Raw genomic sequence first — 21,972 nt, forward strand, 5'->3', positions numbered from 1 at the left:
CCGGCCGCGGGCCTCCCGTCCGGTCCCCCGTGGCCGGGCGGGAGGCGCCCGTCGCAGGGGCGCCGCGTCACCGGTTGGGATCCGCGGAGCTGACGTCGGCCAGGGCCGACTTCTCGTCGACGGCCTGGGCCAGGTCGCCCATGCTCACGACGCCCACGACCCGGTCGCCGTCCACGACGGGGAGCCGGCGTACGGCGCCCTCGCGCATGGTGTTCACGGCGTCGCGGATGTCGCTCTGCGGCGGCACCGTGGCCACGTCGGAGCTGCAGATCTCGCCGGCGGTGTGGTCGGCGGGGTTCCCGTTCTCGGCCACGCACCGCACGACCATGTCCCGGTCGGTGACGATGCCCACCAGGTGGTCGTTCTCGGTCACCAGGACGTCGCCCAGGTCGGCGTCGCGCATGATCCGCGCGACCTCCTGCAGTGACGTGTCGGGTGAGACGGTGCGGACCTGGGTGGTCATCACGTCGGAGATGCTCTTCGTCGCCATTTCCGGTCCCCCTCCTCGGGTCGGAGCCAATGGGAGTGCACCTGGCCACTAGCCCGCGCCGCGGCGCGTAAACCCCTTCTCCCGGCGGCACTTCGGGTCGCGCACCCATGTCCGGCGCCCATGTTTAGCGACCGTTCCCGCAGGTAGTCGAGTGCTTGCGTCGAGCATCGGCTCGCCGGTCCGTGGAGAGGGGGAGGAACCGCAATGCGTGTCCTGGGTGTGAACGCGGTCTTCCATGACCCGGCCGCAGCGCTGGTCGTGGACGGCCGCACGGTGGCCGCGGCCGAGGAGGAGCGCTTCTCGCGCCGCAAGCACGGGAAGGAGCCGGTCCCCTTCTCCACCTGGGAGCTGCCGGTGGCGGCGATGCGCTGGTGCCTGGAGGAGGGCGGGCTGTCGCCGCGGGACCTGGACGCGGTCACCTACTCCTACCACCCGGACCTGGCCGACCCCGACGGGCCGGGGCAGGACGCCCGCTGGGAGCACCTGCGCCTGTTCTACGTCGAACGGGCGCCGCACTTCCTGGCGTCGGCGCTGCCCGGGCTGGACCGCAGGCGGGTCGTCCACGTGGCCCACCACGTGGCCCACGCCGCGTCGGCGGTCTTCGCGGCGCCCCCGTTCGAGGGCCGCCGCGACTGCGTGGTCCTGGTCGCCGACGGCCGGGGCGAGTCCGGGTCCCACCTGGTCGGCTCCTACACCGGCGGGGAGTTCGAGGTGCTGGTCCGCCAGCCGCTGCCGGACTCGCTGGGGCTGGTCTACGAGGAGCTGACCGAGCACCTGGGCTTCCACCGCTCCAGTGACGAGTACAAGGTGATGGCCCTGGCCTCCTACGGGAGGCCGACGATGCTCGACGCGGTCCGCGAGCACCTGCGGTACGAGGGGGAGGGGCGGGTGCGCGCCCGCGACGTGCCCTGGGAGTCCCTGGCCCCCGCCCGCAGCCCCGGTACCGAGCCCGGGCCCGAGCACGCCGACCTGGCCGCGAGCGTCCAGGAGGCCGTGGAGGAGGCGCTCCTGGGCGTCGTGGGCTGGGCGTACGAGCGCACGGGCCTGCGGCGGCTGACCATGGCGGGCGGTGTCGCGCTCAACTGCGTCGCCAACAGCCGGGTCTTCCGCGAGGGCCCCTTCGACGACGTGTGGGTCCAGCCCGCCGCGGGGGACGCGGGGACCGCCCTGGGAGGGGCGCTGTACGTGGCGGCCAAGGCCGGCGACGACCCGCAGCCGATGCCCGGCGCGGACCTGGGGCGCTCCTGGGACGAGGACGAGCTGGCCGCCCTGCTGCGCGACGCCGAGGTCGACATGGAGCGCCCCGCGGACCTGCCCGCGGCGGTCGCCGCCGCGCTGGCGGACAACGCCCTGGTGGCGTGGTTCCAGGGCCGTTCGGAGTACGGTCCGCGGGCGCTGGGGCACCGCTCCCTGCTGGCGCACCCCGCCGACCCGGCGAACCTGGAGCGCCTGAACCGGGTCAAGGGGCGGGAGCGGTTCCGGCCGGTGGCCCCGATGGTGGCGCAGGAGCGGGCCCCGGAGATCTTCTTCGGCGGCCCCCTGCCCAGCCCGTACATGCTCTTCGTGCACCAGGTGGCGCAGGAGTGGCGTGATCGCATCCCGGCGGTCGTCCACGTGGACGGCACGGCCCGGGTGCAGACGGTCTCCGCGACGGACGAGCCGCTCACCGCCCGCCTGCTGTCGGAGTTCGAGCGCCGGACGGGCCTGCCGGTCCTGGTCAACACCAGTCTCAACACCGCCGGGCGGCCGATGGTGGACTCGCCCCGGGACGCGCTGGAGTGCTTCGGGTCCGCGCCGGTGGACGTGCTGGCCATCGGCCCGTTCCTCGTGCGCCGCCGCCGGGGTGAGGCGGCGTGAGCGCGCGCGTGGAGTACGCGGTGGTCGTGCCCACGGTGGGGCGCGAGAGCCTGGCGCGGGCGCTGCGGCCGCTGGTGGAGGCGCCCGAGGGGGCGGCGCCGCGGGAGATCGTGGTGGTCGACGACCGGCCGCCCGGGCGGGGCGCTCCGCTGGGGGTGCCCGACCACCCGCGGTTGCGCGTGCTCGGCAGCGGCGGCCGCGGTCCCGCGGCCGCCCGCCAGGCCGGGTGGCACTCCTGCCGGGCGCCGTGGATCGTGTTCCTGGACGACGACGTCGCCCCGCCCGGCGACTGGGCCGCGCGCCTGTGCGAGGACCTGGACGGCCGCCCGGAGGACGTGGGCGGCGTCCAGGGGCGGATCGTCGTCCCGCCGCCCGAGGGCCGCGCGCCCACCGACGCCGAGCGGGCCACGCTGGCGCTGGCGGGGGCGCGGTGGATCACGGCGGACATGGCCTACCGCAGGTCCGCCCTGGAACGGGTCGGCGGCTTCGACGTCCGGTTCCGCCGGGCCTACCGGGAGGACACCGACCTGGCCCTGCGCGTGGTGGACGCGGGCTTTCGCCTGGAGTGGGGCGACCGGGTGTGCGTCCACCCCCTGCGCGGGGGCGGCCGGCTGCGGAGCCTGGGCGCCCAGCGCGGCAACGCCGACGACGTGCTCATGGACCGCCTGCACGGGCGGGGCTGGCGGCGGCGGGTCGGCGAGGGCCGCGGGGCGCTGCGGCGGCACGTGGTGACGACGGCCGTCCTGGCCGCGGCGGTCGGGGCCGCCCTGGCCGGGCGCCGGCTCCCCGCCGGGGCGCTGGCGCTGTGGTGGGCGGGGCGCACCGCACGGTTCGCCCTGGAGCGGGTGCGCCCGGGGCCGCGGACCCTCGCCGAGGTCGCCGACATGGCGGTGACCAGCGCGGCCGTTCCGCCCCTGGCGTGCCTGCACCGGCTGCGGGGGGCGGTGGTCCACGCGGGCGCGTCCCGGCGCCCGGCGGTGCGCGCGGTCCTGTTCGACCGGGACGGCACGCTCATCGAGGACGTCCCCTACAACGGGGACCCCGACCGGGTGCGGCCGCGCCCGGGCGCCGCCCGGGCGGTGGAGCTGGCGGTCCGCTGCGGCCTGTCGGTCGCGGTGGTCAGCAACCAGTCGGGGATCGCCCGGGGGCTGCTGACCGAGCGGGAGGTCGGTGCGGTCAACGAGCGGGTGGAGCGCCTCCTGGGCCGCTTCGACGCCTGGTGCGTGTGCCCCCACGGGGAGGACGACGGCTGCGCCTGCCGCAAACCGGCGCCGGGGCTGGTGCGCGAGGCGGCGGAGCGGTTGGGCGTGCGCCCGTACGAGTGCGCGGTGATCGGCGACATCGGCTCCGACGTGGAGGCGGCCCGGGCCGCCGGGGCGCGCGGGATCCTGGTGCCCACCGCGGCCACGCGGGGGGAGGAGTGCCGTGCGGCCCCCGAGTCGGCGGCCGACCCGTTCGGCGCCGTGGTGCGGCTGCTCGGCGGAGGTGCGCCGTGAGGGCGGGCACGGTCCTGGTGGCCCGCCCGGACGGGATGGGCGACGTCCTGCTGTCCGGTCCGGCGGTGCGGGCCGTGGCCCGGCACGCGGACCGGGTCGTCTACCTGGCCGGGCCGCGCGGGGCCGGTGCGGCCCGGATGCTGCCCGGCGTGGACCGGGTGATCACCTGCACGGTGCCGTGGATCGCGGCCGACCCGCCGCCGGTGGACCCGGTGCGGGTGCGGCGCCTGGTGCGCCTGCTCGCCGGCCTGGGCATCGACCGCGCGGTCCTGCCCACCTCCTTCCACCAGTCGCCGCTGCCCCTGGCGCTGGTGCTGCGCATGGCCGGGGTGCCGTGGATCGGGGCCATCAGCGAGGACTACCCCGGGAGCCTGCTCGACGTCCGCCACCGGGTGGAGGAGGGGCTGCCCGAGACGGAGCGGATGCTCTCCCTGGTCCGGGCCTGCGGGATGGAGCCGGCGCCGGGCGACGACGGGCTGCCCGCGGTGCGCGGGCCCCTGCCCGACACCCGGGGGCTCACCGGGCCGGACGGGTACACGGTGGTGCACACCGGCTCCGACGCCCCCGCCCGGGCGATCCCCGCGTCCAAGGCGGGGGAGATCGTGGCTGCGCTGCGCGCCCGCGGCGGCCGCGTCGTCCTGACCGGTTCGGCCGAGGAGGCCGACCGGGTGCCCCGGGCGCACGGGGACCCGGGCGTGGTGGTCCTGGCCGGGCGCACCCGCCTGCCGGAACTGGCCGGGGTGCTGTCCCGGGCGGCGGCCGCGGTGTGCGGGAACACGGGGCCGGCCCACCTGGCCGCGGCGGTGCGCACCCCCGTGGTGTCCCTGTTCTCGCCGGTGGTCCCCGCGGCCGTGTGGGCGCCGCGCGGTTCCCGGGTCCGGGTCCTGGGGGACCAGGGCGCCCGGTGCGCGGGCAGCCGGGCGCGGGTGTGCCCGGTGCCGGGCCACCCCTGTCTGTCCGGTGTCTCCCCCGAGAGCGTTCTGGCCGCCGTCGACGAGATACGGGAGGACCGATGACCGTGACCGATGGGGAGGAGCGGACCTCCCCGGCGGGGGAGCGCGCGCCGGTGCGCGGGCGCCGCATCCTGCTCTGGCACGTCCACGGGTCGTGGACCACCGCCTTCGTGCAGGGGGCGCACACCTTCCTGCTGCCGGTGACGCCGGACCGGGGCCCCGACGGCCGGGGGCGTGCGCGCACCTGGGACTGGCCCGACCGGGCCCGCGAGGTGCCCTGGGAGGAGGTGGGCGCGAGCGAGCCGGACCTGGTGGTGCTCCAGCGCCCCCACGAGGTCGGGCTGGCCGAGCGGCTGCTGGGCCGTGTCCCGGGGCGGGACGTGCCCGCGGTGTACGTGGAGCACAACACGCCGCGCGGGGACGTGCCGCTGACCCGGCACCCCCTCGCCGACCGCGACGACATCCCGGTCGTGCACGTCACCGGGTTCAACGCCCTGATGTGGGACTGCGGGCGGGCGCCGGTGCGCGTGGTGGAGCACGGGGTCCCCGACCCCGGCCACCGGCGGGTCGCCCGGGAGCCGCGTGCGGGGGTGGTCGTCAACGAGCCGCTGCGCCGCTGGCGGTTCACGGGCACCGACCTCCTCGCCGGCCTGGCCGAGGAGGTCCCCCTGGACCTGTTCGGGATGGGGGTGGAGGGCGTCCCCGAGCACCTGGGGACCCCGCAGGGGCGCATCCGCGTCCGCGAGGACCTGCCCCAGGCGCTGATGCACGACGAGCTGTCCCGGACCAGCGTCTACGTCCACACGTCGAGGTGGACCTCGCTGGGGCTGTCCCTCATCGAGGCCATGATGCTCGGCCTGCCGGTGGTCGCGCTCGGCGCCACCGAGGCCTACGAGGCGGTGCCGGCCGGGGCGGGGGCGGTCTCCACCGACCCCCGTTTCCTGGCGGAGGCGGCCCGGTCCTTCGTCGAGGACCCCGGGCTGGCCGAACGGGTCGGCGCGCAGGCCCGGCGGGCCGCGCTGCGCCGCTACGGACTCACCAGGTTCCTGGACGACTGGGACCGGTTGATCGAGGAGGTGACGGGATGAGGATCGCCATGGTCTCCGAGCACGCCAGCCCTCTGGCCGCGATCGGGGGCGAGGACGCGGGAGGGCAGAACGTCCATGTGGCCGAGCTGGCCCTGGCGCTGGCCGAACGCGGGCACGAGGTGGTCGTCCACACGCGCCGCACCGACGTCCACAGACCCGACACGGTGTCGGTGGGGCCGGGCCTACGGGTCGAGCACGTGCGGGCGGGGCCCGAGCAGCCGGTGCCCAAGGACGAACTCCTCCCCTACATGGGCGAGTTCGCGCGGCGGCTGCGCGCCTCCTGGCGCGTGGACCGCCCCGACGTGGTCCACGCCCACTTCTGGATGAGCGGGCAGGCCTCGCTGGAGGCGGCCGGGCGGCTCGGCCTGCCGGTGGTGGAGACCTTCCACGCCCTGGGGGTGGTCAAGGCGCGCCACCAGGGCACGGCCGACACCAGCCCGCGGGAGAGGATCCCGGTCGAGCGGGCGGTGGCCGCCCGCAGCGAGCTGGTCGTGGCGACCTCGGCGGAGGAGAGGCGCGAACTCCTGTCCTGGGGGATCGCCCCGGGGCGGGTCGCGGTGGTGCCGTGCGGGGTGGACACGCACAGGTTCACCCCCGCGGGCCCGGCCGCCCCGCGCCCGCGGGGCGAGCGCGTGCGCCTGCTCAGCCTGGGCCGCCTGGTGCCCCGCAAGGGGGTGGACACGGTGATCCGCGCCCTGGCGAGGGTCCCCGGCGCCGAGCTGCTGGTGGCGGGCGGGCCCGCGCCGGGGCGTCTGGACCGGGACCCGGAGGTGGGGCGGCTGCGCGGGATCGCCGCCCGGGAGGGGGTCGCCGACCGGGTGCGCTTTCTGGGTGCGGTGGACCGGTCGGAGGTGCCGGCGCTGCTGCGCTCGTGCGACATCGCCGTGAACCTGCCCTGGTACGAGCCGTTCGGGATGTCCACGGTCGAGGCCATGGCCTGCGGCGTCCCGGTGGTCGCCTCCCGGGTCGGCGGCCACCTCGACACCGTGGTCCACGGGGAGACCGGCCTGCTGACGCCCGAGCGCGACCCGCGCACGGCGGCCGACGCGATCGCCTGGCTCGCCTCGGACCCGCAGACCCGCGCGGAGTTCGGGGCGGCCGCCGCCGAGCGCGCCCGGTCCCTGTACTCGTGGGCCGAGGTGGCCCGGGGCAGCGAGGAGTGCTACCGCGGGCTGCTGGGTCCGCGCACGGTCCCGCTCCCCGGCAGGGAGCGGCCCGAGCCGATCGCCGCCGTCCGGCGGGGGGAGGGGGAGTGATGCACGGCCACCTGCGGTCCCTGGCGGCGGCGCTGGAGCTGACCGACGCCGGGCGCGTGGAGGAGTGGGGCGTCCTGGCCGCCGGCAGGCTCGGTGCGGGGCACCGCCTGTTCGGCTGCGGCAACGGGGGCAGCGCCGCCGAGGCCCAGCACCTGACGGCGGAGCTGACCGGGCGCTTCGAGGGGGAGCGGGAGCCGCTGTCGGCGATCGCCCTGCACGCGGAGACCTCCAGTGTGACCGCCATCGCCAACGACTACGGCTACCGGCGGGTGTACGAGCGCCAGCTGCGCGCCCACGCCCGCAGCGGGGACCTGCTGGTGTGCATGTCCACCAGCGGGAGCAGCGCCAACGTGCTGGCCGCCGCGGAGGCGGCCCGGGAGCTGGGGGTGCTGTGCTGGTCGCTGACCGGGCCCGGCCCCACGGTGCTGGAATCGCTCAGCGACGAGACCGTGGCGGTGCCCGCGCCCGACACGTCCACGGTGCAGGAGGTGCACCTGGCCCTGGTGCACGTGTTCTGTTCGGGGGTGGAGCGGGGGCTGAGGGAGCGTGCGGCGTCGGTGCCCTCGCCCCGGGAGGCGGCGGCCGCACGGGAGAGGGGGGCGACGTGAACTCCGCAGCGGGAACGATCGCGGTGCTGGGGGACGCCCTGCTCGACGTCGACCTGCGGGGGACCTCCCACCGGGACTGCCCCGACGCGCCCGCGCCGGTCGTGGAGGACGCGGCCGCGCGCCACCGGCCCGGGGGCGCCGCCCTGGCCGCCCACCGCGCGGCCCGCGGCGGGCGGGCCGTCACCCTGGTCACGGGGCTCGGGCGGGACGCCGCCGCCGAGACCCTGGCCGGGGTGCTGGGGGCGCGGGTGCGCCTGGTGGGCCTGCCCATGGCCGCCGGCACCCCCACCAAGACGAGGATCATGGCGGACGGCCGCACCGTCGCCCGGGTGGACGGCGGGGGCGGCCGGATCGACGGGGCGGTGGACCTGGACGCCGTCGCGGGTGCGCTGGCGGGCGCCGACGCCGTGCTGGTCTCGGACTACGGCCGGGGGCTGACGTCGCGCCCGGAGGTGCGCGACCTGCTGGCCGCGTGCGCGGAGCGGGTCCCGCTGGTGTGGGACCCCCACCCCCGGGGGGCGCCGCCCGTGCCGGGGGCATGGGTGGTGACGCCCAACGCCGCCGAGGCCGGTGTGGAGGACGGCGACCCCGGCGCGGCCCTGGAGCGGGCCGCCCACCTGGCCCGCACCTGGCGGGCCCGCTGCGTGGCCGTCACCCTGGGGGAGGACGGCGCGGTCCGGGCCGATCCGCGGGGGGAGGGCGAGCGGGTGCGCGCCGTCCCCGCGGCAGGGGGGTCCGACCCCTGCGGCGCGGGCGACGCCTTCGCGGCGGCCTGCGCGGCGGCCCTGGCCGACGGGCGGGGCGAGGCCGCCGCCGTCCGGGTGGGGGTGGCCGCGGCGTCGGAGTTCGTCGCCGGCGGCGGGGCGGGGGCGTTCGCCCCGGAGGGGGAGCGCGGCCCCGAGGCGCTCGGCGCGCTCACGGGGGCGGCCGGAGCCCTCTCCCGCCGCGGCGGGGAGCGCCTGGTGGCGACCGGGGGCTGCTTCGACATCCTGCACGCCGGGCACGTGGAGCTGCTCCGGTACGCCCGCCGCCTGGGGGACCGGCTCGTGGTCCTGCTCAACAGCGACGCCTCCGTGCGGGCCCTCAAGGGGGAGGGCCGCCCCGTGGTGGGGGAGGCGGACCGGGCCCGGCTGCTGGCGGCGCTGGACTGCGTCGACGGGGTCCGGATCTTCGACGACCCCACCCCGGTGCGGGAGCTGGCGCGCCTGCGGCCCGACGTGTGGGTCAAGGGCGGCGACTACGAGGCGTCCCGGATGCCGGAGACGCCGGTGGTGCGCTCCTGGGGCGGGGACGTGGTCACGGTCCCGCTCATCCCGGGGCGGTCCACCACAGGGATCATCACGCGCATACGCGGCCGGGAGGCCGTGTCGTGAACCGCGCCCGGACCGGGTGCGGAGGACAGGGAGAGGAGGGGGACATGGTCTCCTTGGGGAACACCGTCATCACCGGAGGCGCGTCCGGGCTGGGCGCGGCGACGGTCCGCGCCGTACAGGACGCGGGCGGCAAGCCGATCGTGCTCGACCGCCGCCATCCCGGCGGGGACGTGCCGTTCGAGCAGGTCGACGTGGCCGAGCGCGAAGAGGTGGAGCTGGCGGTCCGGCGGGTGGTCGAGCGGCACGGCCGCATCGACGCCGTCGTCAACGCCGCGGGCATCGACGCCTGCGGTTCGCTGACCGACGTGCCCGCGGCCGACTGGGAGAAGGTCCTGGCGGTCAACCTGCTCGGGACCGCCGCCGTCACCCGGGCCGCCCTGCCCCACCTGCGCGACTCCGGGGGGAGGGTGGTCAACTGCGCCTCGACCCTGGGGGTGCGCGCGGTGGGGGACGCCACCGCCTACTGCGCGTCCAAGTTCGGGGTGGTGGGGTTCACCCGCGCGCTGGCGGCGGAGACCGCCGGGCAGGTGGGGGTCACCCTGCTGATCCCCGGGGGCATGAACACCGCCTTCTTCGACGGCAGGCCCGAGCAGTACCGGCCCGGGCCCGACGCCGCCCTCAACGACCCCGAGCACGTCGCCGAGGCCGTCCTGTTCGCCCTCACCCGCCCGGCCGGGTGCGAGGTGCGCGAGATGGTCGTGTGCCCCGCGCAGGAGGTCTCCTGGCCCTGACCGGACGTCCCAGGCCCGACGGCACGAGGAGGGAGACGCACGTGGAGACGGTGACGCACTGGGGGAGGACGGTGGTGACCGGCGGGGCGGGGTTCCTCGGCGGCCACCTGTGCGAACGGCTGCTGGAGCAGGGGGCGGAGGTGGTGTGCCTGGACAACTTCGCGACCGGGCGCCCGGGCAACGTGGAGCACCTGTTCGGGCACCCCCGCTTCCGGCTGAAGGAGGCCGACCTCGTCCGGCCGGTCGAGGTCGAGGGGCCGGTGGACACCGTGTTCCACCTGGCCTCGGCGGCCTCGCCGCCCGACTACCTGCGCCTGCCGGTGGAGACGCTGGAGGCGGGCAGCCTGGGCACCCGCAACGCCCTGGCGCTGGCGGAGGAGGGCGGGGCCCGGTTCGTCCTGGCCTCCACCAGCGAGGTGTACGGCGACCCGCTGGAGTATCCGCAGCGGGAGACGTACTGGGGCAACGTGAACCCGGTCGGGCCCCGCAGCGTGTACGACGAGGCCAAGAGGTACGCGGAGTCGCTGGTCATGGCCCACGGCCGGGCCCGGGGGGCCGACGTGGGGATCGCGCGCATCTTCAACAGCTACGGCCCGCGGATGAGGGCCGACGACGGGCGGCTGGTGCCCACCTTCGTCAACCAGGCGCTGGAGGGCAGGCCGCTGACCGTCGCCGGGGACGGGCGGCAGACGCGGTCGCTGTGCTACGTGGACGACACCGTCCGCGGGCTCATGGCGCTGGGCGCCCGGCGCGGGGTGCGCGGGCCGGTCAACATCGGCAGCGACGAGGAGCTGAGCGTGATCTCGCTCGTGGGGCTGGTGGCCTCCCTGACCGGGACGCGGTCGGGGGTCGTGTTCGTCGAACGCCCCGAGGACGACCCGCGGTTCCGCCGGCCCGACATCCGGCTCGCCCGGGAGCTCCTGGGGTGGGAGCCCAGGACGCGGGTGCGCGAGGGGATGCGGCGCACCATCGACCACTTCGTGGAGCTGCGGAACCGCTCGGGGAGGGCGGTCGCGTCGAACCCGTGAGCACCGCGCCGGGCGGGGACCGCGGGGCCGACGGAGGGGGCCGGGCCGCGGAAGGCGGGCGGGGGCCGCGGGTGACGGTGGTGATCGCCACCCGCGACCGGGTGCGCGAGCTGTGCCGGACGCTGGCCCGGCTGGAGGGGCTGGAGCCCCGGCCCCCGGTCGTGGTCGTGGACAACGGGTCCTCGGACGGCACCGCGGCGGCGGTGCGGGAGCGGTTCCCCGGGGTCCGGGTCCTGCGCCGGGAGCGCAACCTGGGCTGCGCGGCCCGCAACGCGGGGGCGGCCCGGGCGCGCACGCCCTACGTCGCCTTCTGCGACGACGACTCGTGGTGGGAGCCGGGCTCCCTGGAGGCGGCCGCCGACGCGTTGGACGCCCATCCCGGGTGGGGGCTGGTGACCGCGGCCGTCCGGGTGGGGCCGCAGGGGCGCCCGGACCCGGTCACCGAGGCCCAGCTGCGCGCGCCCCTGCCCGGGGGCGGGGCCGAGCCGCGGGTCATGGGGTTCCTGGCCTGCGCCGCGGTGGTGCGGCGCAGCGCGTTCGAGGAGGCCGGCGGGTTCGAGCCGCTGCTGTTCTTCGGCGGCGAGGAGGAGCTGCTGGCCCTGGACCTGGCGGCGGCCGGGTGGGAGCTGCGGCTCCTCCCCGGGGCCGTGGTCCGCCACCACCCCTCCCCGCACCGCCCGCCGGGGCTGCGGCGGGCGGTCCTCCAGGAGCGCAACGCCCTGCTCACGGTGTGGCTGCGCCGCAGGCCCGCGGTCGTCCGGGACCGGACGCTGCGGGTCGCCGCCCGGTGCCCGGCCGACCGGGTCCGGCGGCGCGCGCTGGCGGCGGCGCTGTACCGGCTCCCTGCCGTGCTGGCCCGGCGCCGGCGCCTGCCCGCCCGGGTGGAGGAGGAGCTGGAGGCGGCCCAGCGCGCCGCGTGACACGGGGCCGGACACCAAGGGCCGCGCGCCTCGGGGCCCATGTGGGTTACGGGGACCACGGAGGTCACGAGGGACGTGGGGAGCCTGGGGCCACGGGGGCGCGTGGGCCTCGGGGGTCGGGGGCGTGGGGAGCCTGGGGGTTCACGGAGCCCATGGGGATCACGGGGGACGTGGGGAATCCGGGGACACGGGGAACGCGTGGAGCACGGGAGACACGGGGAGGGGCCGCGCCGGCGGGTGGCGCGGCCCCTTGTGGCGGGTCGGGGCGCGGGGTCAGGCCGGGACCGCGTCGGTGGGCCGGTCCCAGACGCGGTGCAGCCCGATGAGCCGGGAGAACTCGGCGGCGCAGGTGCCGTCGGCCTCCGGGGCCACGACCACGCCCAGCTCCTCCCGGGTCCGCTGCGCCGGGGTGACCGCGTGCTCGGGCAGCGGCGGCGCGATCCCCAGCTCCGCGCCCGCGCCCACCAGGGCCAGCGGCTTGTGGTGCTTGTAGGCCTCCAGCACGAAGTGGCGGGCCATGCCGTCCCCGGACAGGGCCGTGACGGCGTCGGCGCCGTCGGGCACCGCCACCGCGTCGTAGAGCACCGAGGACATCGTGGGCAGCGCACGGTCCACGGCCAGGGTCCCCCCGTCGGAGGTGCGCACCGTCCCGTCGGTGACGGCCAGCAGTTCCACGACGGCGCCCTCGGCCGTCAGCGGTTCGCGCAGCCCCTCCACGCTCGCCGCGTCCACGCCGTCGGCGACCAGGATCGCGACCTTGCGGCCCACCACCGACCCGAAGGCCGTCTCGGCCTGGCTGAGCGCGGGCGAGGACCGCCCGTGGTTGGGCGAGGCCCCCTGCGCGGGCGCCTCCACGCCCACCCCCCGGGCCACGGCCACCGCCAGGTCGTGGTCGACGTTGGTGAGGTTGGCGACCACCCGCCGGCGCACCTCCGGCTCCTCGCACTTGCCCAGCTCGAAGCGGAACGCCGCGACGAGGTGCTCGCGCTCCCAGGACGCCAGGCTGTTGTAGAACAGGGTGGCCTGGGAGTAGTGGTCCTTGAAGCTCTCCGCCCGCTCGCGGATCTTGTGCCCCTCGACCTTCTCCGTGTAGTGCCGGTAGACGCCCTCGTCGGCCAGGGCGGGGCAGCCGCCGCCCAGCGAGTTGGGGAAGTAGGAGGTCCGGCCCCGGTGCACCCGGTGCTGGGCGAACCCGTCCCGCTGGTTGTGGTCGACGGGTGCCAGCGGCCGGTTGACCGGGATCTGCTGGAAGTTGGAGCCGCCCAGCCGCAGCAGCTGGGTGTCCAGGTAGGAGAAGTTGCGGGCCTGGAGCAGCGGGTCGTTGGTGAAGTCGATCCCCGGCACCACGTTGGCGGTGTGGAAGGCGACCTGCTCGGTCTCGGCGAAGAAGTTGTCGGGGTTGCGGTCCAGGGTGAGCCTCCCGACCGGCCGGACCGGCACCTGCTCCTCCGGGATGATCTTGGTGGCGTCCAGCAGGTCGAAGTCGAACGCGTGCTCGTCCTCCTCCGGGACCAGCTGCACGCCCAGCTCCCACTCGGGGAACTGCCCGCGCTCGATGGACTCCCACAGGTCGCGGCGGTTGAAGTCGGGGTCCTTGCCCTGGATGCGCTGCGCCTCGTCCCACACCAGGGAGTGGGTGCCCAGCAGCGGCTTCCAGTGGAACTTGACGAACGTGCCCCGCCCCGCGCGGTCGACGAACCGGAAGGTGTGCACCCCGAACCCCTGCATGGTCCGGTAGCTGCGCGGCAGCGCCCGGTCCGACATCAGCCACATGATCATGTGGGTGGTCTCCGGCTGGAGGCCGACGAAGTCCCACAGGGTGTCGTGCGCCGACTGCGCCTGCGGGATCTCGTTGTGCGGCTCGGGTTTGACCGCGTGCACGAAGTCGGGGAACTTGATCCCGTCCTGGATGAAGAACACGGGCATGTTGTTGCCGACCAGGTCGTAGTTGCCCTCTTCGGTGTAGAACTTCACCGCGAACCCGCGCACGTCGCGCACCGTGTCGGCCGAGCCGCGCGACCCGGCGACGGTGGAGAAGCGCACGAACACCGGGGTGACGACGTCCGGGCCGCTCAGGAAGTGGGCGGCGGTCACGTCCGACAGGCTCTCGTAGGGGCGGAAGTGCCCGTAGGCGCCCGCGCCGCGGGCGTGCACGACCCGTTCGGGGATGCGCTCGTGGTCGAAGTGGGTGATCTTCTCCCGGGCGTGGAAGTCCTCCAGCAGCGTCGGCCCGCGCGTGCCGGCGGAGAGCGAGTTGTCGGTGTCCTCCACCCGTACGCCGGTGTCGGTGGTCAGCGGACCCTCGGAATCGGTACGGGCGGCGTCCAGCGCCCGGTCCTTGGCGTCGCGCGTCTCGTCGTTCATCTGTACCCCCTGCTCACAGCCGTGGCCTCCGGCTCCGTCCGGGGGCCACTGACCGGTTCGGGCCCCGGGCAAACGCGTGACACGCCCGTACGCCCGGGCGGGCTCCCGGCGGCCCGGGCGGCCGCCCGGGCCATGTGTGAAGGCGGGGGAACCGGGCAGTGGCACGCGGGAAGAGGAGAGGGGGGATCGGTGATGACCGAGAAACGTCCGCCGGCGCAGAGCCAGCCCTATCCGGGGCGCACCGAGCCGATGGATCCCCGGCCGCGCGACGAGATGCGCGACTACCGGGGCAGCGGGCTGCTGGAGGGGAAGCGGGCCCTGATCACCGGAGCCGACTCGGGCATCGGCCGGGCCACCGCGGTGGCCTTCGCCAAGGAGGGGGCCGACGTGGTGTTCGGCTACCTCAGCGAGGACGCCGAGGCACAGCACACGGTGGGCCTGGTGCAGGAGCAGGGGCGGCGCGCCGTGGGGGTGCGCGGCGACCTCGCCGACGAGTCGTACTGCTCCCACCTGGTGGAGCGCGCGGTGGAGGAGCTCGGCGGGATCGACATCCTGGTCGAGCACGCCGCCACCCAGGCGCCGGTGGAGGACATCACCGACCTGACCACCGAACAGCTGCGCCGGACGTTCGACGTCAACGTCATGGGGGTGTTCTGGACGGTGCGCGAGGCCGTGCCGCACATCCCCGAGGGCGGGTCGATCATCATCACCGGGTCGATCAACGGGCTGCGCGGCAACGACACGCTCATCGACTACGCGGCGAGCAAGTCCGCGGTGATGAACCTGTCGCTGTCGCTCTCCCAGGCCCTCATGGACCGCGGTATCCGGGTGAACTGTGTGGCACCCGGGCCGGTGTGGACGCCGCTCATCCCCGCCACCCTCGGGGAGAAGGGGGCCGAGGGTTTCGGGGAGCAGGCGCCGATGGGCAGGGCGGCCGATCCGGACGAGATCGCGCCCTCCTACGTGTTCTTCGCCAGTGGGCGGCTGTCGTCGTACTACACGGGGGAGACGCTGGCGCCGACCGGCGGCGAGATCCAGGCCGGCTGACCGCGCGCGGGGGGCGGGGCGGACCCGGTCCGCCCCGCCCCTTCGTGTCCGGCGGTGCCCCCGTGCCGCCGGGCGGTGTGCCCGGCCGGCGCGGTCAGCCGCTGCCGGGGAAGAACTCCCGGGCCTTGGCGGCCAGGCCCCGGACCGCCACGCCGCGCCGGTCGGGGTCGCCCGACAGCAGGGCCTTGACGGTGTCCACGAGCTGCTCGCGGTCCACCTGGGGCGGGATGGGCGGCATGTCCGCGTCGCAGCGGACGTCGATCAGGGCCGGCCGGTCGGCGGCCAGGGCCCGGTCCCAGGCCGGGCCGACGCCGTCGGGGCCGTCCACGGTGATGCCTACCAGCCCGGCCTGCTCGGCGAAGGCCGCGTACGACAGCTCCGGCAGGTCCTGGGAGAACGGGGTCTTGGGCGATCCGCCCATGGCGCGCAGCTCCCAGGTGACCTGGTTGAGGTCGTTGTTGTGCAGGACGCACACCACCAGCCGGGGGTCGTCCCACAGCTCGTGGTAGCGGCGCGCGGTGAGCATCTCCATGAGCCCGTTCATCTGCATGGCGCCGTCGCCGACCAGGGCGATCGCGGGCCGGTCGGGGTGGGCGAACTTGGCCCCGATGGCGTAGGGGACGGCGCACCCCATGGTCGCCAGCGTGCCCGAGAGGGAGCCGCGCATCTCCGCGCGCATCTTGAGCAGGCGCGCGTACCAGTTGGTGACGGACCCGGAGTCGGCGGTGATCACCGCGTCGTCGGGCGCGCGCAGGGAGAGCTCGTGCACGATCAGCATCGGGTTGACGGGGTCGGCGGGGATGCGGGCCTGGGCGTCCAGGACGTCCCACCAGCGGGCGACGCCCTCCTCGATGGAGGTGCGCCAGCGGCGGCGCGGCCCGGTGAGCTCGTCGGGGCGGTCCAGGCGCTCCAGGAGCGCGAGCAGGGTGGCCTTGGCGTCGCCCACCAGGTTGACCTCGGTGGGGTAGCGCATGCCGATGGCGCCGGGGTCGGTGTCGATCTGCACGGCCCGGCGGCCGAACGGCGGCAGGAACTGGGTGTAGGGCATGTTGGAGCCGACGATGACCAGGGTGTCGCAGTCGCGCATCAGCTCCCAGGAGGGGCGGGTGCCCAGCAGGCCGATGCTGCCGGTGACCTCGGGCAGGTCGTCGGGGAGCACGTCCTTGCCCAGGAGCGCCTTGGCGATGCCGGCGCCGGTGGCGTCGGCCAGGTCCAGGACCTCCTGGCCGGCTCCCCGCGCGCCCTGGCCGATGAGGATCGCGATGCGCTCCCCGGCGTCGATGACCTGCGCGGCCCGGTCCAGCGCGTGGACGGGGGGCAGGGTCCGGGGGTGCTCGTGGAGGCGGTCGGGCGCGCTGGAGGGCACGTGCTTGAACGCGTGCTCGGGCGGCGTGTAGTCCAGTTCCTGGACGTCGCCGGGGATGATCAGGACGGTGGGCGCGGAGCGGCCCAGGGCGGTGCGCACGGCCCGGTCCAGGACGTTGGGCAGCTGTTCGGGGACGGTGACGGTGGCCAGGTAGGCGGCGACGTCCTTGAACAGGGAGTGCAGGTCCACCTCCTGCTGGTAGGAGCCGCCCAGTGCGGTGCGGTCGGCCTGGCCGACGATGGCGACGACCGGGACCCGGTCCAGCTTGGCGTCGTAGAGGCCGTTGAGCAGGTGGATGGCGCCGGGGCCGCCGGTGGCCAGGCACACGCCGGGCCCGTCGCCGAACTTGGCGTATCCGACGGCTTCGAAGGCCGACATCTCCTCGTGGCGGCTCTGGACGAAGCGGGGTCCCTCCGGCAGGCGGCCCATCTGGGCGACCAGGCCGTTGATCCCGTCACCGGGGTAGCCGAAGATCTTGGTGACGCCCCACTGCGACAGCCGGCGCAGCAGGTGGTCGGCGACGTTCTGCGTCATGTCTCCCCCTGGGGTGCGGGGGCCGCGGTCGGTGCGCGGCCCCCGCGGGTCGGTGCCGGTCAGCCGCGGGCGCGCTTGGTGCGGGTGCCGCTCTCCTTGCGCAGGGCGTCGACCAGCTCGGCCTTGGTCATCTTGGAGCGCCCCTGGACGCCCAGGCGGCGGGCCTGTTCGTACAGGTGGTCCTTGCTGGCGTTGGCGTCCACACCCCCGGCGGTGCCCTTGGACCCCTTGCGGTTCTTCGCGCCGGGGTCGGAGGCGCGGGAGTCGGAGGCACCCTTGCCGTCCTTGGCCTCCCAGTGGTCGCCGACCTTCTCGAAGGAGTGCTTGACGGCGGCCATGGCCACCCGGTGGGCGCGTTCGCCCTCGCCGTACTGGTCCACGGCCGAGTCGTGGGCCTTGATCCAGGTGCGCTGGGCCTTCTTGGAGGACCTGCGCAGCGTGTCGGGCAGTTCCCGGGTCCCGGGCATGGGACCCACCTCCCTCGTGTGCGTGTCGTGGTGCGGGTGTCGTGCGCGGGCGCGGTGTTCAGGGACGGAAGACGACCTTGACGGCCCCGTCCCGCTTGGCCTGGAACATGGCGTAGGCGTCGGCCGCGTCGTCCAGGGCGACGCGGTGGGTGGCGAAGTCCTCCACCCCCAGGACGTCCCTGTCGTCGAGCAGGGGGAGGATGTCGGGCGCCCAGCGGCGCACGTTGGCCTGCCCCATGCGGAGCTGGATCTGCTTGTCGAACATGGTGAGCATCGGCAGCGGGTCGGCGGTGCCGCCGTAGACCCCGATGACGGAGACGGTGCCGCCCCGGCGGACCAGTTCGATGGCGGTCTGGAGGGCCGCGAGCCGGTCCACGCCCGCGGTCTCCATCAGCTTGGCCGCGGCGCCCTTGGGCAGGAACGAGGTGAGCCGCTGGGCCAGGCGGGCCGAGCCGTGGCCCTGCGCCTCCAGGCCGACGGCGTCGATGACGGCGTCGGGCCCCTGGCCGCGCGTCCGTTCGCGGATCTCGCCGATGAGGCCGTCGGTGCCGTCGGAGGGGTCGAACACCTCGGCGCCGCGGGCGGCGGCGCGGGCGCGCCGCTCCGGCACCGGGTCCACCCCGAAGACCCGGCCCGCGCCCAGGTGGCGGGCCACCCGGCAGCACATGTCGCCGATGGGCCCCAGCCCCAGGACGGCCACGGAGCCGTCCGGCGGGACGTCGGCGTAGCGGACGGCCTGCCAGGCGGTGGGCAGCACGTCGGACAGGTACAGGTACCGCTCGTCGGGGCCCTGGGCCGGGACGGGGATGGCGTTGGCCTCGGCCCGGGGCACGCGCAGGTACTCGGCCTGGGCGCCCGGGACCGATCCGTACAGGGAGCTGTAGCCGTAGATGGGGGCGCCGGTGCCCTGGTCGTCGTCGCGCGTGGTCTCGCACTGGGTCTGGAGGCCGCTCTCGCACATGGCACAGTGGCCGCAGGAGATCTGGAAGGGGATCACCACGCGGTCGCCGGGCGCCAGCGAGGTCACCCCGGGGCCGGTCTCCTCGACGGTGCCCAGGGCCTCGTGCCCCAGGATGTCGCCCTCGTGCATGAAGGGGCCCAGGACCTCGTACAGGTGCAGGTCGGAGCCGCACAGCCCGGAGCTGCCGACCCGCAGGATCACGTCCGCGGGCTCCTCGATCCGCGGGTCGGGCACCGTCTCGGCGCGCACGTCGCGGGTGCCGTTCCAGACGACAGCCTTCATGCCCCCTCCTCGTGGCCGCAGGCGCTTCGTTCCGTCGTGGGCGGGCCACTACCCGGGCGCCCCGGGGGGAAACACCGGGACACCGGGGGGAACACCGGGGCGCCCGGGGCCGCGCGGGGCGGCCGGGGGCGTGTGCGGCGGAGCGCGGCGGGAGGGGGCGGCGCCCTCCCCGGCGGGGGTGCGGGGAGGGCGCCGGGTCCGGTCAGGCGGTGTGCTCGCGCAGGTACTCGGCGAACTTCTCCAGGCCGTCGATGTTGCGCGGCCCGGAGATGCCCTCGTTGTAGTCCAGGACGAAGAAGTTCTCCTCCGCGACGGCCGGGACGTCGGACAGCGCGGGCAGTTCCTTCAGGAACGCGATCTTGTCCTCGGCGGGCTGGTCGCCGTAGTCCAGGATGATGACCACCTCGGGCCGCGCCTCCACGACGGCCTCCCAGCCGACCTGGGTCCAGCGCTCGTCCAGGTCGCCGAAGACGTTCTCCCCGCCCGCGAAGCGGATGATGTCGTTGGGCGGGACCTGGGACCCGGCGGTGAACGCCTGGTCGGTGCCCGAGTCGTAGAGGAACACCGGCACCGGGTCGCCCTGGGGTGCCTGCTCCTGGACCGCCTCGACCCGGGCCCGGTAGTCGGCGACCAGCTCCGCCGCCCGGTCCTCCACGCCGAAGATGGCCCCGAGCCGCTCCAGGTCGGTGTACAGCCCCTCGAACGGGGTGACCCGCTCGGGGAAGCCGGGGTAGTTGAAGCACGACTCGGTGTGCATGAAGCTCTGGATGCCGAGCCCGTCCAGGATCTCCGGGGTGATCCCGCGCTGGTCGCTGAACCCGGAGTTCCACCCGGCGACCACGAAGTCGGCCTCGGCGTCCACGACCAGCTCGCGGTTGAGCAGGTCGTCGCTGAGGAACTCGACCCGCGCGTACTCGTCGGCCCAGGGCGACTCGGTGACCGGCGGGTTGGCCGGGGGCATCACGTAGCCGTGCACGTGGTCGGTCAGGCCCAGGGCGAACATCTTGTCGGCGCTGCCGCCCTCGTAGACCACGGCGCGCTGCGGGGTGGTGTACTCGACCTCCTCGCCGCAGCGGTTCACGGTGGCGGTCTCGGGCGCCGCGCCCGCCTGCGCGGGGTCCTCTTCGACCCGGGCGCCGCAGCCGGTGGCGGCCAGGGCCGCCAGGGCCAGGGACACGGCGGCCAGCGGCCGCAGGGGGAGGGGAGGGTGGTTCACGGGGTGCCTTCCTGATGGGTGAGCCGGTAGAGGAGCTGGGGCGCGCCGGTCAGCGGGTGGGGGACCACGGTCGCCTCCACGCCGAACACCTCGCGCACCAGGTCGGGGGTGAGCACCTCGGAGGGGGCGCCGGCGGCCACCAGCCGTCCCCCGCTCAGGACGCCGATCCGGTCGCAGGCCGCCGCGGCCAGGTTGAGGTCGTGCAGGACGACCAGGGTGGTGGCGCCGACCTCGCGCAGCAGGGACAGGAGGTGGATCTGGTGGCGCACGTCCAGGTGGTTGGTGGGCTCGTCGAGCACGAGCACCCGGGGCTCCTGCACCAGGGCGCGGGCCATCAGGACGCGCTGGCGCTCACCGCCGGACAGGGTCAGCACGCCCCGGTGGGCGAGGTGGGCGATGTCCATGGCGTCCATGGCGTTCGCACACAGCTCCCGTTCGCGGGCGGTGAGCGGCCCGTTGCCGTTCTGGTGCGGGACCCGGCCCAGGGCCACGACCTCGGCGACGGTGAAGTCGAGGTCGCTGCCGTTCTCCTGGGTCAGGGCGGCGACCCGGCGGGCGCCCTCGCGGGGCTTGAGCGAGGCCAGGTCGTCGCCGCCGACGCGGACGGTGCCGCCGGTGGGGCGCAGCGCCCTGTAGACGCAGCGCAGCGCGGTGGACTTGCCCGAGCCGTTGGGGCCGACCAGGCCGATCACGGAGCCGTCGGGGACGTCCAGGGACAGGGAGTGCACGAGGGTGGCGCCGTCGATGGCGACGGTGAGGCCGTCCAGGCTCAACCGCATCAGCGGCCTCCGAACAGGTAGCCGCGGCGGCGCATGAGGACGAGGAACACCGGGACGCCGATGAGGGCGGTGAGCACGCCCAGCGGGAGCTCGCGGGGCGCGGCGACGGTGCGCGAGACGAGGTCCACCCAGACCATGAGGACCGCCCCCGCCAGCGGGGCGACGGTGAGGACGCGCCGGTGGGCGGCGCCGACGAGGATGCGCACGACGTGCGGGACCACCAGGCCCACGAACCCGATGGCGCCGCTGACGGCGACCATCGCCCCGGTCATCAGGGCGGTGACCAGGAACAGGACGCGGCGCAGCCGGTCGGTGTCCACGCCCAGGCTGGCGGCGGTCTCGTCGCCCAGGGCGGTGGCGTCCAGGCGGCGGGCCAGGGAGTGCAGGACGGCCAGTCCGGCCAGGACCAGGACGGCGACCACGGGCAGGGAGCCCCAGGTGGCGGCGCCGAACCCGCCCATGGTCCAGAACAGGACGGTGGAGGTGGCCTCGTTGCCGGGGACGAGGTAGACGATGACGCTCATGACGGCCTGGAATCCGAAGGAGAGGGCGACGCCGGTCAGGACCAGGCGCAGCGGGGTGATCCCGGCCGCGGTGCGGGCGATGAGGTGCACCAGCAGGGTGGCGGCCAGCGCTCCGGCGAACGCCCCGGCCGAGACGGCGTAGGGGCCCAGAGCGGCCAGGGCGCCGAGCACGCCGACGGTGACCGCGCCGACGGAGGCGCCGGAGGAGACGCCGAGGATGTAGGGGTCGGCGAGGGGGTTGCGGACCAGGGCCTGGACGGCGACGCCGACGGCGCCCAGGCCGGCGCCGACGAGGGCGGCCAGCAGGACGCGCGGGGTGCGGATGTTCCAGATGATCTGGTAGCGGGTGACCTCGTCGGGGGTGATGGTGCCGCCGGTGAGGGCGGCCCACAGGTAGCGGGCGGTCTCGGCGGGCGGGACCAGGGCGGTGCCCAGGCCGATGGCGGGCAGGGTGGACGCGGCCAGGAGCAGGGCCAGGACGGCGGCGGCGGTGGCGGTGCCGGCGGGGGTGGTGAGCCAGCGCGGGCCGGCGGGGTGTGCGGGTGCCGTGGGCGGTGGTGCGGTCAGCGGGGGTGCTGGGGTCGGGGACACCCGTGCTCCTGGAGGGTCGGGGCGCGGTCGCGCCACGTTAT

General features: G+C 75.8%; 19 protein-coding genes. 11 read left to right on the forward strand and 8 right to left on the reverse strand.

Annotated elements, in window-relative coordinates; genetic code table 11:
• Window positions 1-67: 67 nt before the first annotated feature.
• The gene (locus tag ABZ249_RS09095) at window positions 68-490 is read right to left on the reverse strand and encodes a CBS domain-containing protein (RefSeq protein ID WP_355259444.1); all 423 of its coding nucleotides are present in this window, start codon (window positions 488-490) and stop codon (window positions 68-70) included.
• 204 nt (window positions 491-694) lie between these two features.
• Between ABZ249_RS09095 and ABZ249_RS09100 the strand changes: the two genes are divergently transcribed.
• From ABZ249_RS09100 to ABZ249_RS09145, 10 genes are all read left to right on the forward strand, one after another.
• The gene (locus tag ABZ249_RS09100) at window positions 695-2,347 is read left to right on the forward strand and encodes a carbamoyltransferase C-terminal domain-containing protein (RefSeq protein ID WP_355259447.1); all 1,653 of its coding nucleotides are present in this window, start codon (window positions 695-697) and stop codon (window positions 2,345-2,347) included.
• Window positions 2,344-3,843: an HAD-IIIA family hydrolase gene (locus ABZ249_RS09105; RefSeq protein ID WP_355259450.1), complete on the forward strand. Its 1,500-nt coding sequence runs from the start codon at window positions 2,344-2,346 to the stop codon at window positions 3,841-3,843. The genes ABZ249_RS09100 and ABZ249_RS09105 overlap by 4 nt, the downstream gene beginning before the upstream one ends.
• Window positions 3,840-4,859, forward strand: a complete 1,020-nt coding sequence (locus tag ABZ249_RS09110) for a glycosyltransferase family 9 protein (protein WP_355259453.1) — start codon at window positions 3,840-3,842, stop codon at window positions 4,857-4,859. The genes ABZ249_RS09105 and ABZ249_RS09110 overlap by 4 nt, the downstream gene beginning before the upstream one ends.
• Window positions 4,856-5,884: a glycosyltransferase gene (locus ABZ249_RS09115; RefSeq protein WP_355259456.1), complete on the forward strand. Its 1,029-nt coding sequence runs from the start codon at window positions 4,856-4,858 to the stop codon at window positions 5,882-5,884. Before ABZ249_RS09110 ends, ABZ249_RS09115 begins: the two co-directional genes overlap by 4 nt.
• Window positions 5,881-7,140 carry a glycosyltransferase gene (locus ABZ249_RS09120; RefSeq protein ID WP_355259459.1) on the forward strand — a complete coding sequence of 420 codons (1,260 nt, stop codon included), beginning with the start codon at window positions 5,881-5,883 and terminating at the stop codon, window positions 7,138-7,140. The genes ABZ249_RS09115 and ABZ249_RS09120 overlap by 4 nt, the downstream gene beginning before the upstream one ends.
• Window positions 7,140-7,748 (forward strand): SIS domain-containing protein, encoded by a 609-nt coding sequence (locus ABZ249_RS09125; protein ID WP_355259462.1) that lies wholly within the window; start codon window positions 7,140-7,142, stop codon window positions 7,746-7,748. Before ABZ249_RS09120 ends, ABZ249_RS09125 begins: the two co-directional genes overlap by 1 nt.
• Window positions 7,745-9,121: a PfkB family carbohydrate kinase gene (locus ABZ249_RS09130; RefSeq protein ID WP_355259465.1), complete on the forward strand. Its 1,377-nt coding sequence runs from the start codon at window positions 7,745-7,747 to the stop codon at window positions 9,119-9,121. The genes ABZ249_RS09125 and ABZ249_RS09130 overlap by 4 nt, the downstream gene beginning before the upstream one ends.
• Before the next feature lie 44 nt (window positions 9,122-9,165).
• Window positions 9,166-9,852, forward strand: a complete 687-nt coding sequence (locus ABZ249_RS09135; protein WP_355259468.1) for an SDR family oxidoreductase — start codon at window positions 9,166-9,168, stop codon at window positions 9,850-9,852.
• Window positions 9,853-9,902: 50 nt separating this feature from the next.
• Entirely contained in the window at window positions 9,903-10,880 is a 978-nt protein-coding gene (locus ABZ249_RS09140) for an NAD-dependent epimerase/dehydratase family protein (protein ID WP_355259606.1), read from the forward strand.
• 71 nt (window positions 10,881-10,951) lie between these two features.
• Entirely contained in the window at window positions 10,952-11,800 is an 849-nt protein-coding gene (locus ABZ249_RS09145) for a glycosyltransferase (protein WP_355259609.1), read from the forward strand.
• A gap of 273 nt (window positions 11,801-12,073) precedes the next feature.
• On the opposite strand, the gene ABZ249_RS09150 is transcribed toward ABZ249_RS09145, so the two are convergent.
• Complete coding sequence (locus ABZ249_RS09150) at window positions 12,074-14,164, reverse strand: catalase (RefSeq protein ID WP_355259471.1); 2,091 nt, start codon at window positions 14,162-14,164, stop codon at window positions 12,074-12,076.
• Window positions 14,165-14,356: 192 nt separating this feature from the next.
• Here ABZ249_RS09150 and ABZ249_RS09155 point away from each other — a divergent pair, with 192 nt between their 5' ends.
• On the forward strand, window positions 14,357-15,211 hold the full coding sequence (locus tag ABZ249_RS09155) for an SDR family oxidoreductase (RefSeq protein WP_355259474.1): 855 nt from the start codon (window positions 14,357-14,359) through the stop codon (window positions 15,209-15,211).
• A gap of 94 nt (window positions 15,212-15,305) precedes the next feature.
• Here ABZ249_RS09155 and ABZ249_RS09160 read toward each other — a convergent pair whose 3' ends face one another.
• The 6 genes from ABZ249_RS09160 to ABZ249_RS09185 form a co-directional block, all read right to left on the reverse strand.
• Window positions 15,306-17,111, reverse strand: coding sequence for a thiamine pyrophosphate-requiring protein (locus ABZ249_RS09160; RefSeq protein ID WP_355259477.1), 1,806 nt, complete (start codon window positions 17,109-17,111; stop codon window positions 15,306-15,308).
• Window positions 17,112-17,170: 59 nt separating this feature from the next.
• Window positions 17,171-17,578 (reverse strand): ChaB family protein, encoded by a 408-nt coding sequence (locus ABZ249_RS09165; RefSeq protein ID WP_355259480.1) that lies wholly within the window; start codon window positions 17,576-17,578, stop codon window positions 17,171-17,173.
• A 58-nt stretch (window positions 17,579-17,636) separates the two neighbouring features.
• Window positions 17,637-18,821, reverse strand: a complete 1,185-nt coding sequence (locus ABZ249_RS09170; RefSeq protein ID WP_355259483.1) for an alcohol dehydrogenase catalytic domain-containing protein — start codon at window positions 18,819-18,821, stop codon at window positions 17,637-17,639.
• 202 nt (window positions 18,822-19,023) lie between these two features.
• Entirely contained in the window at window positions 19,024-20,016 is a 993-nt protein-coding gene (locus tag ABZ249_RS09175) for an ABC transporter substrate-binding protein (protein WP_355259612.1), read from the reverse strand.
• Between the two features lie 17 nt (window positions 20,017-20,033).
• Window positions 20,034-20,816, reverse strand: a complete 783-nt coding sequence (locus tag ABZ249_RS09180) for an ABC transporter ATP-binding protein (protein ID WP_355259486.1) — start codon at window positions 20,814-20,816, stop codon at window positions 20,034-20,036.
• Window positions 20,816-21,907: an iron ABC transporter permease gene (locus ABZ249_RS09185; RefSeq protein WP_355259615.1), complete on the reverse strand. Its 1,092-nt coding sequence runs from the start codon at window positions 21,905-21,907 to the stop codon at window positions 20,816-20,818. The genes ABZ249_RS09180 and ABZ249_RS09185 overlap by 1 nt, the downstream gene beginning before the upstream one ends.
• Window positions 21,908-21,972 lie beyond the last annotated feature (65 nt).

Source organism: Nocardiopsis sp. NPDC006139, from assembly GCF_040614155.1.
GTDB classification, from domain to species: domain Bacteria; phylum Actinomycetota; class Actinomycetes; order Streptosporangiales; family Streptosporangiaceae; genus Nocardiopsis; species Nocardiopsis changdeensis.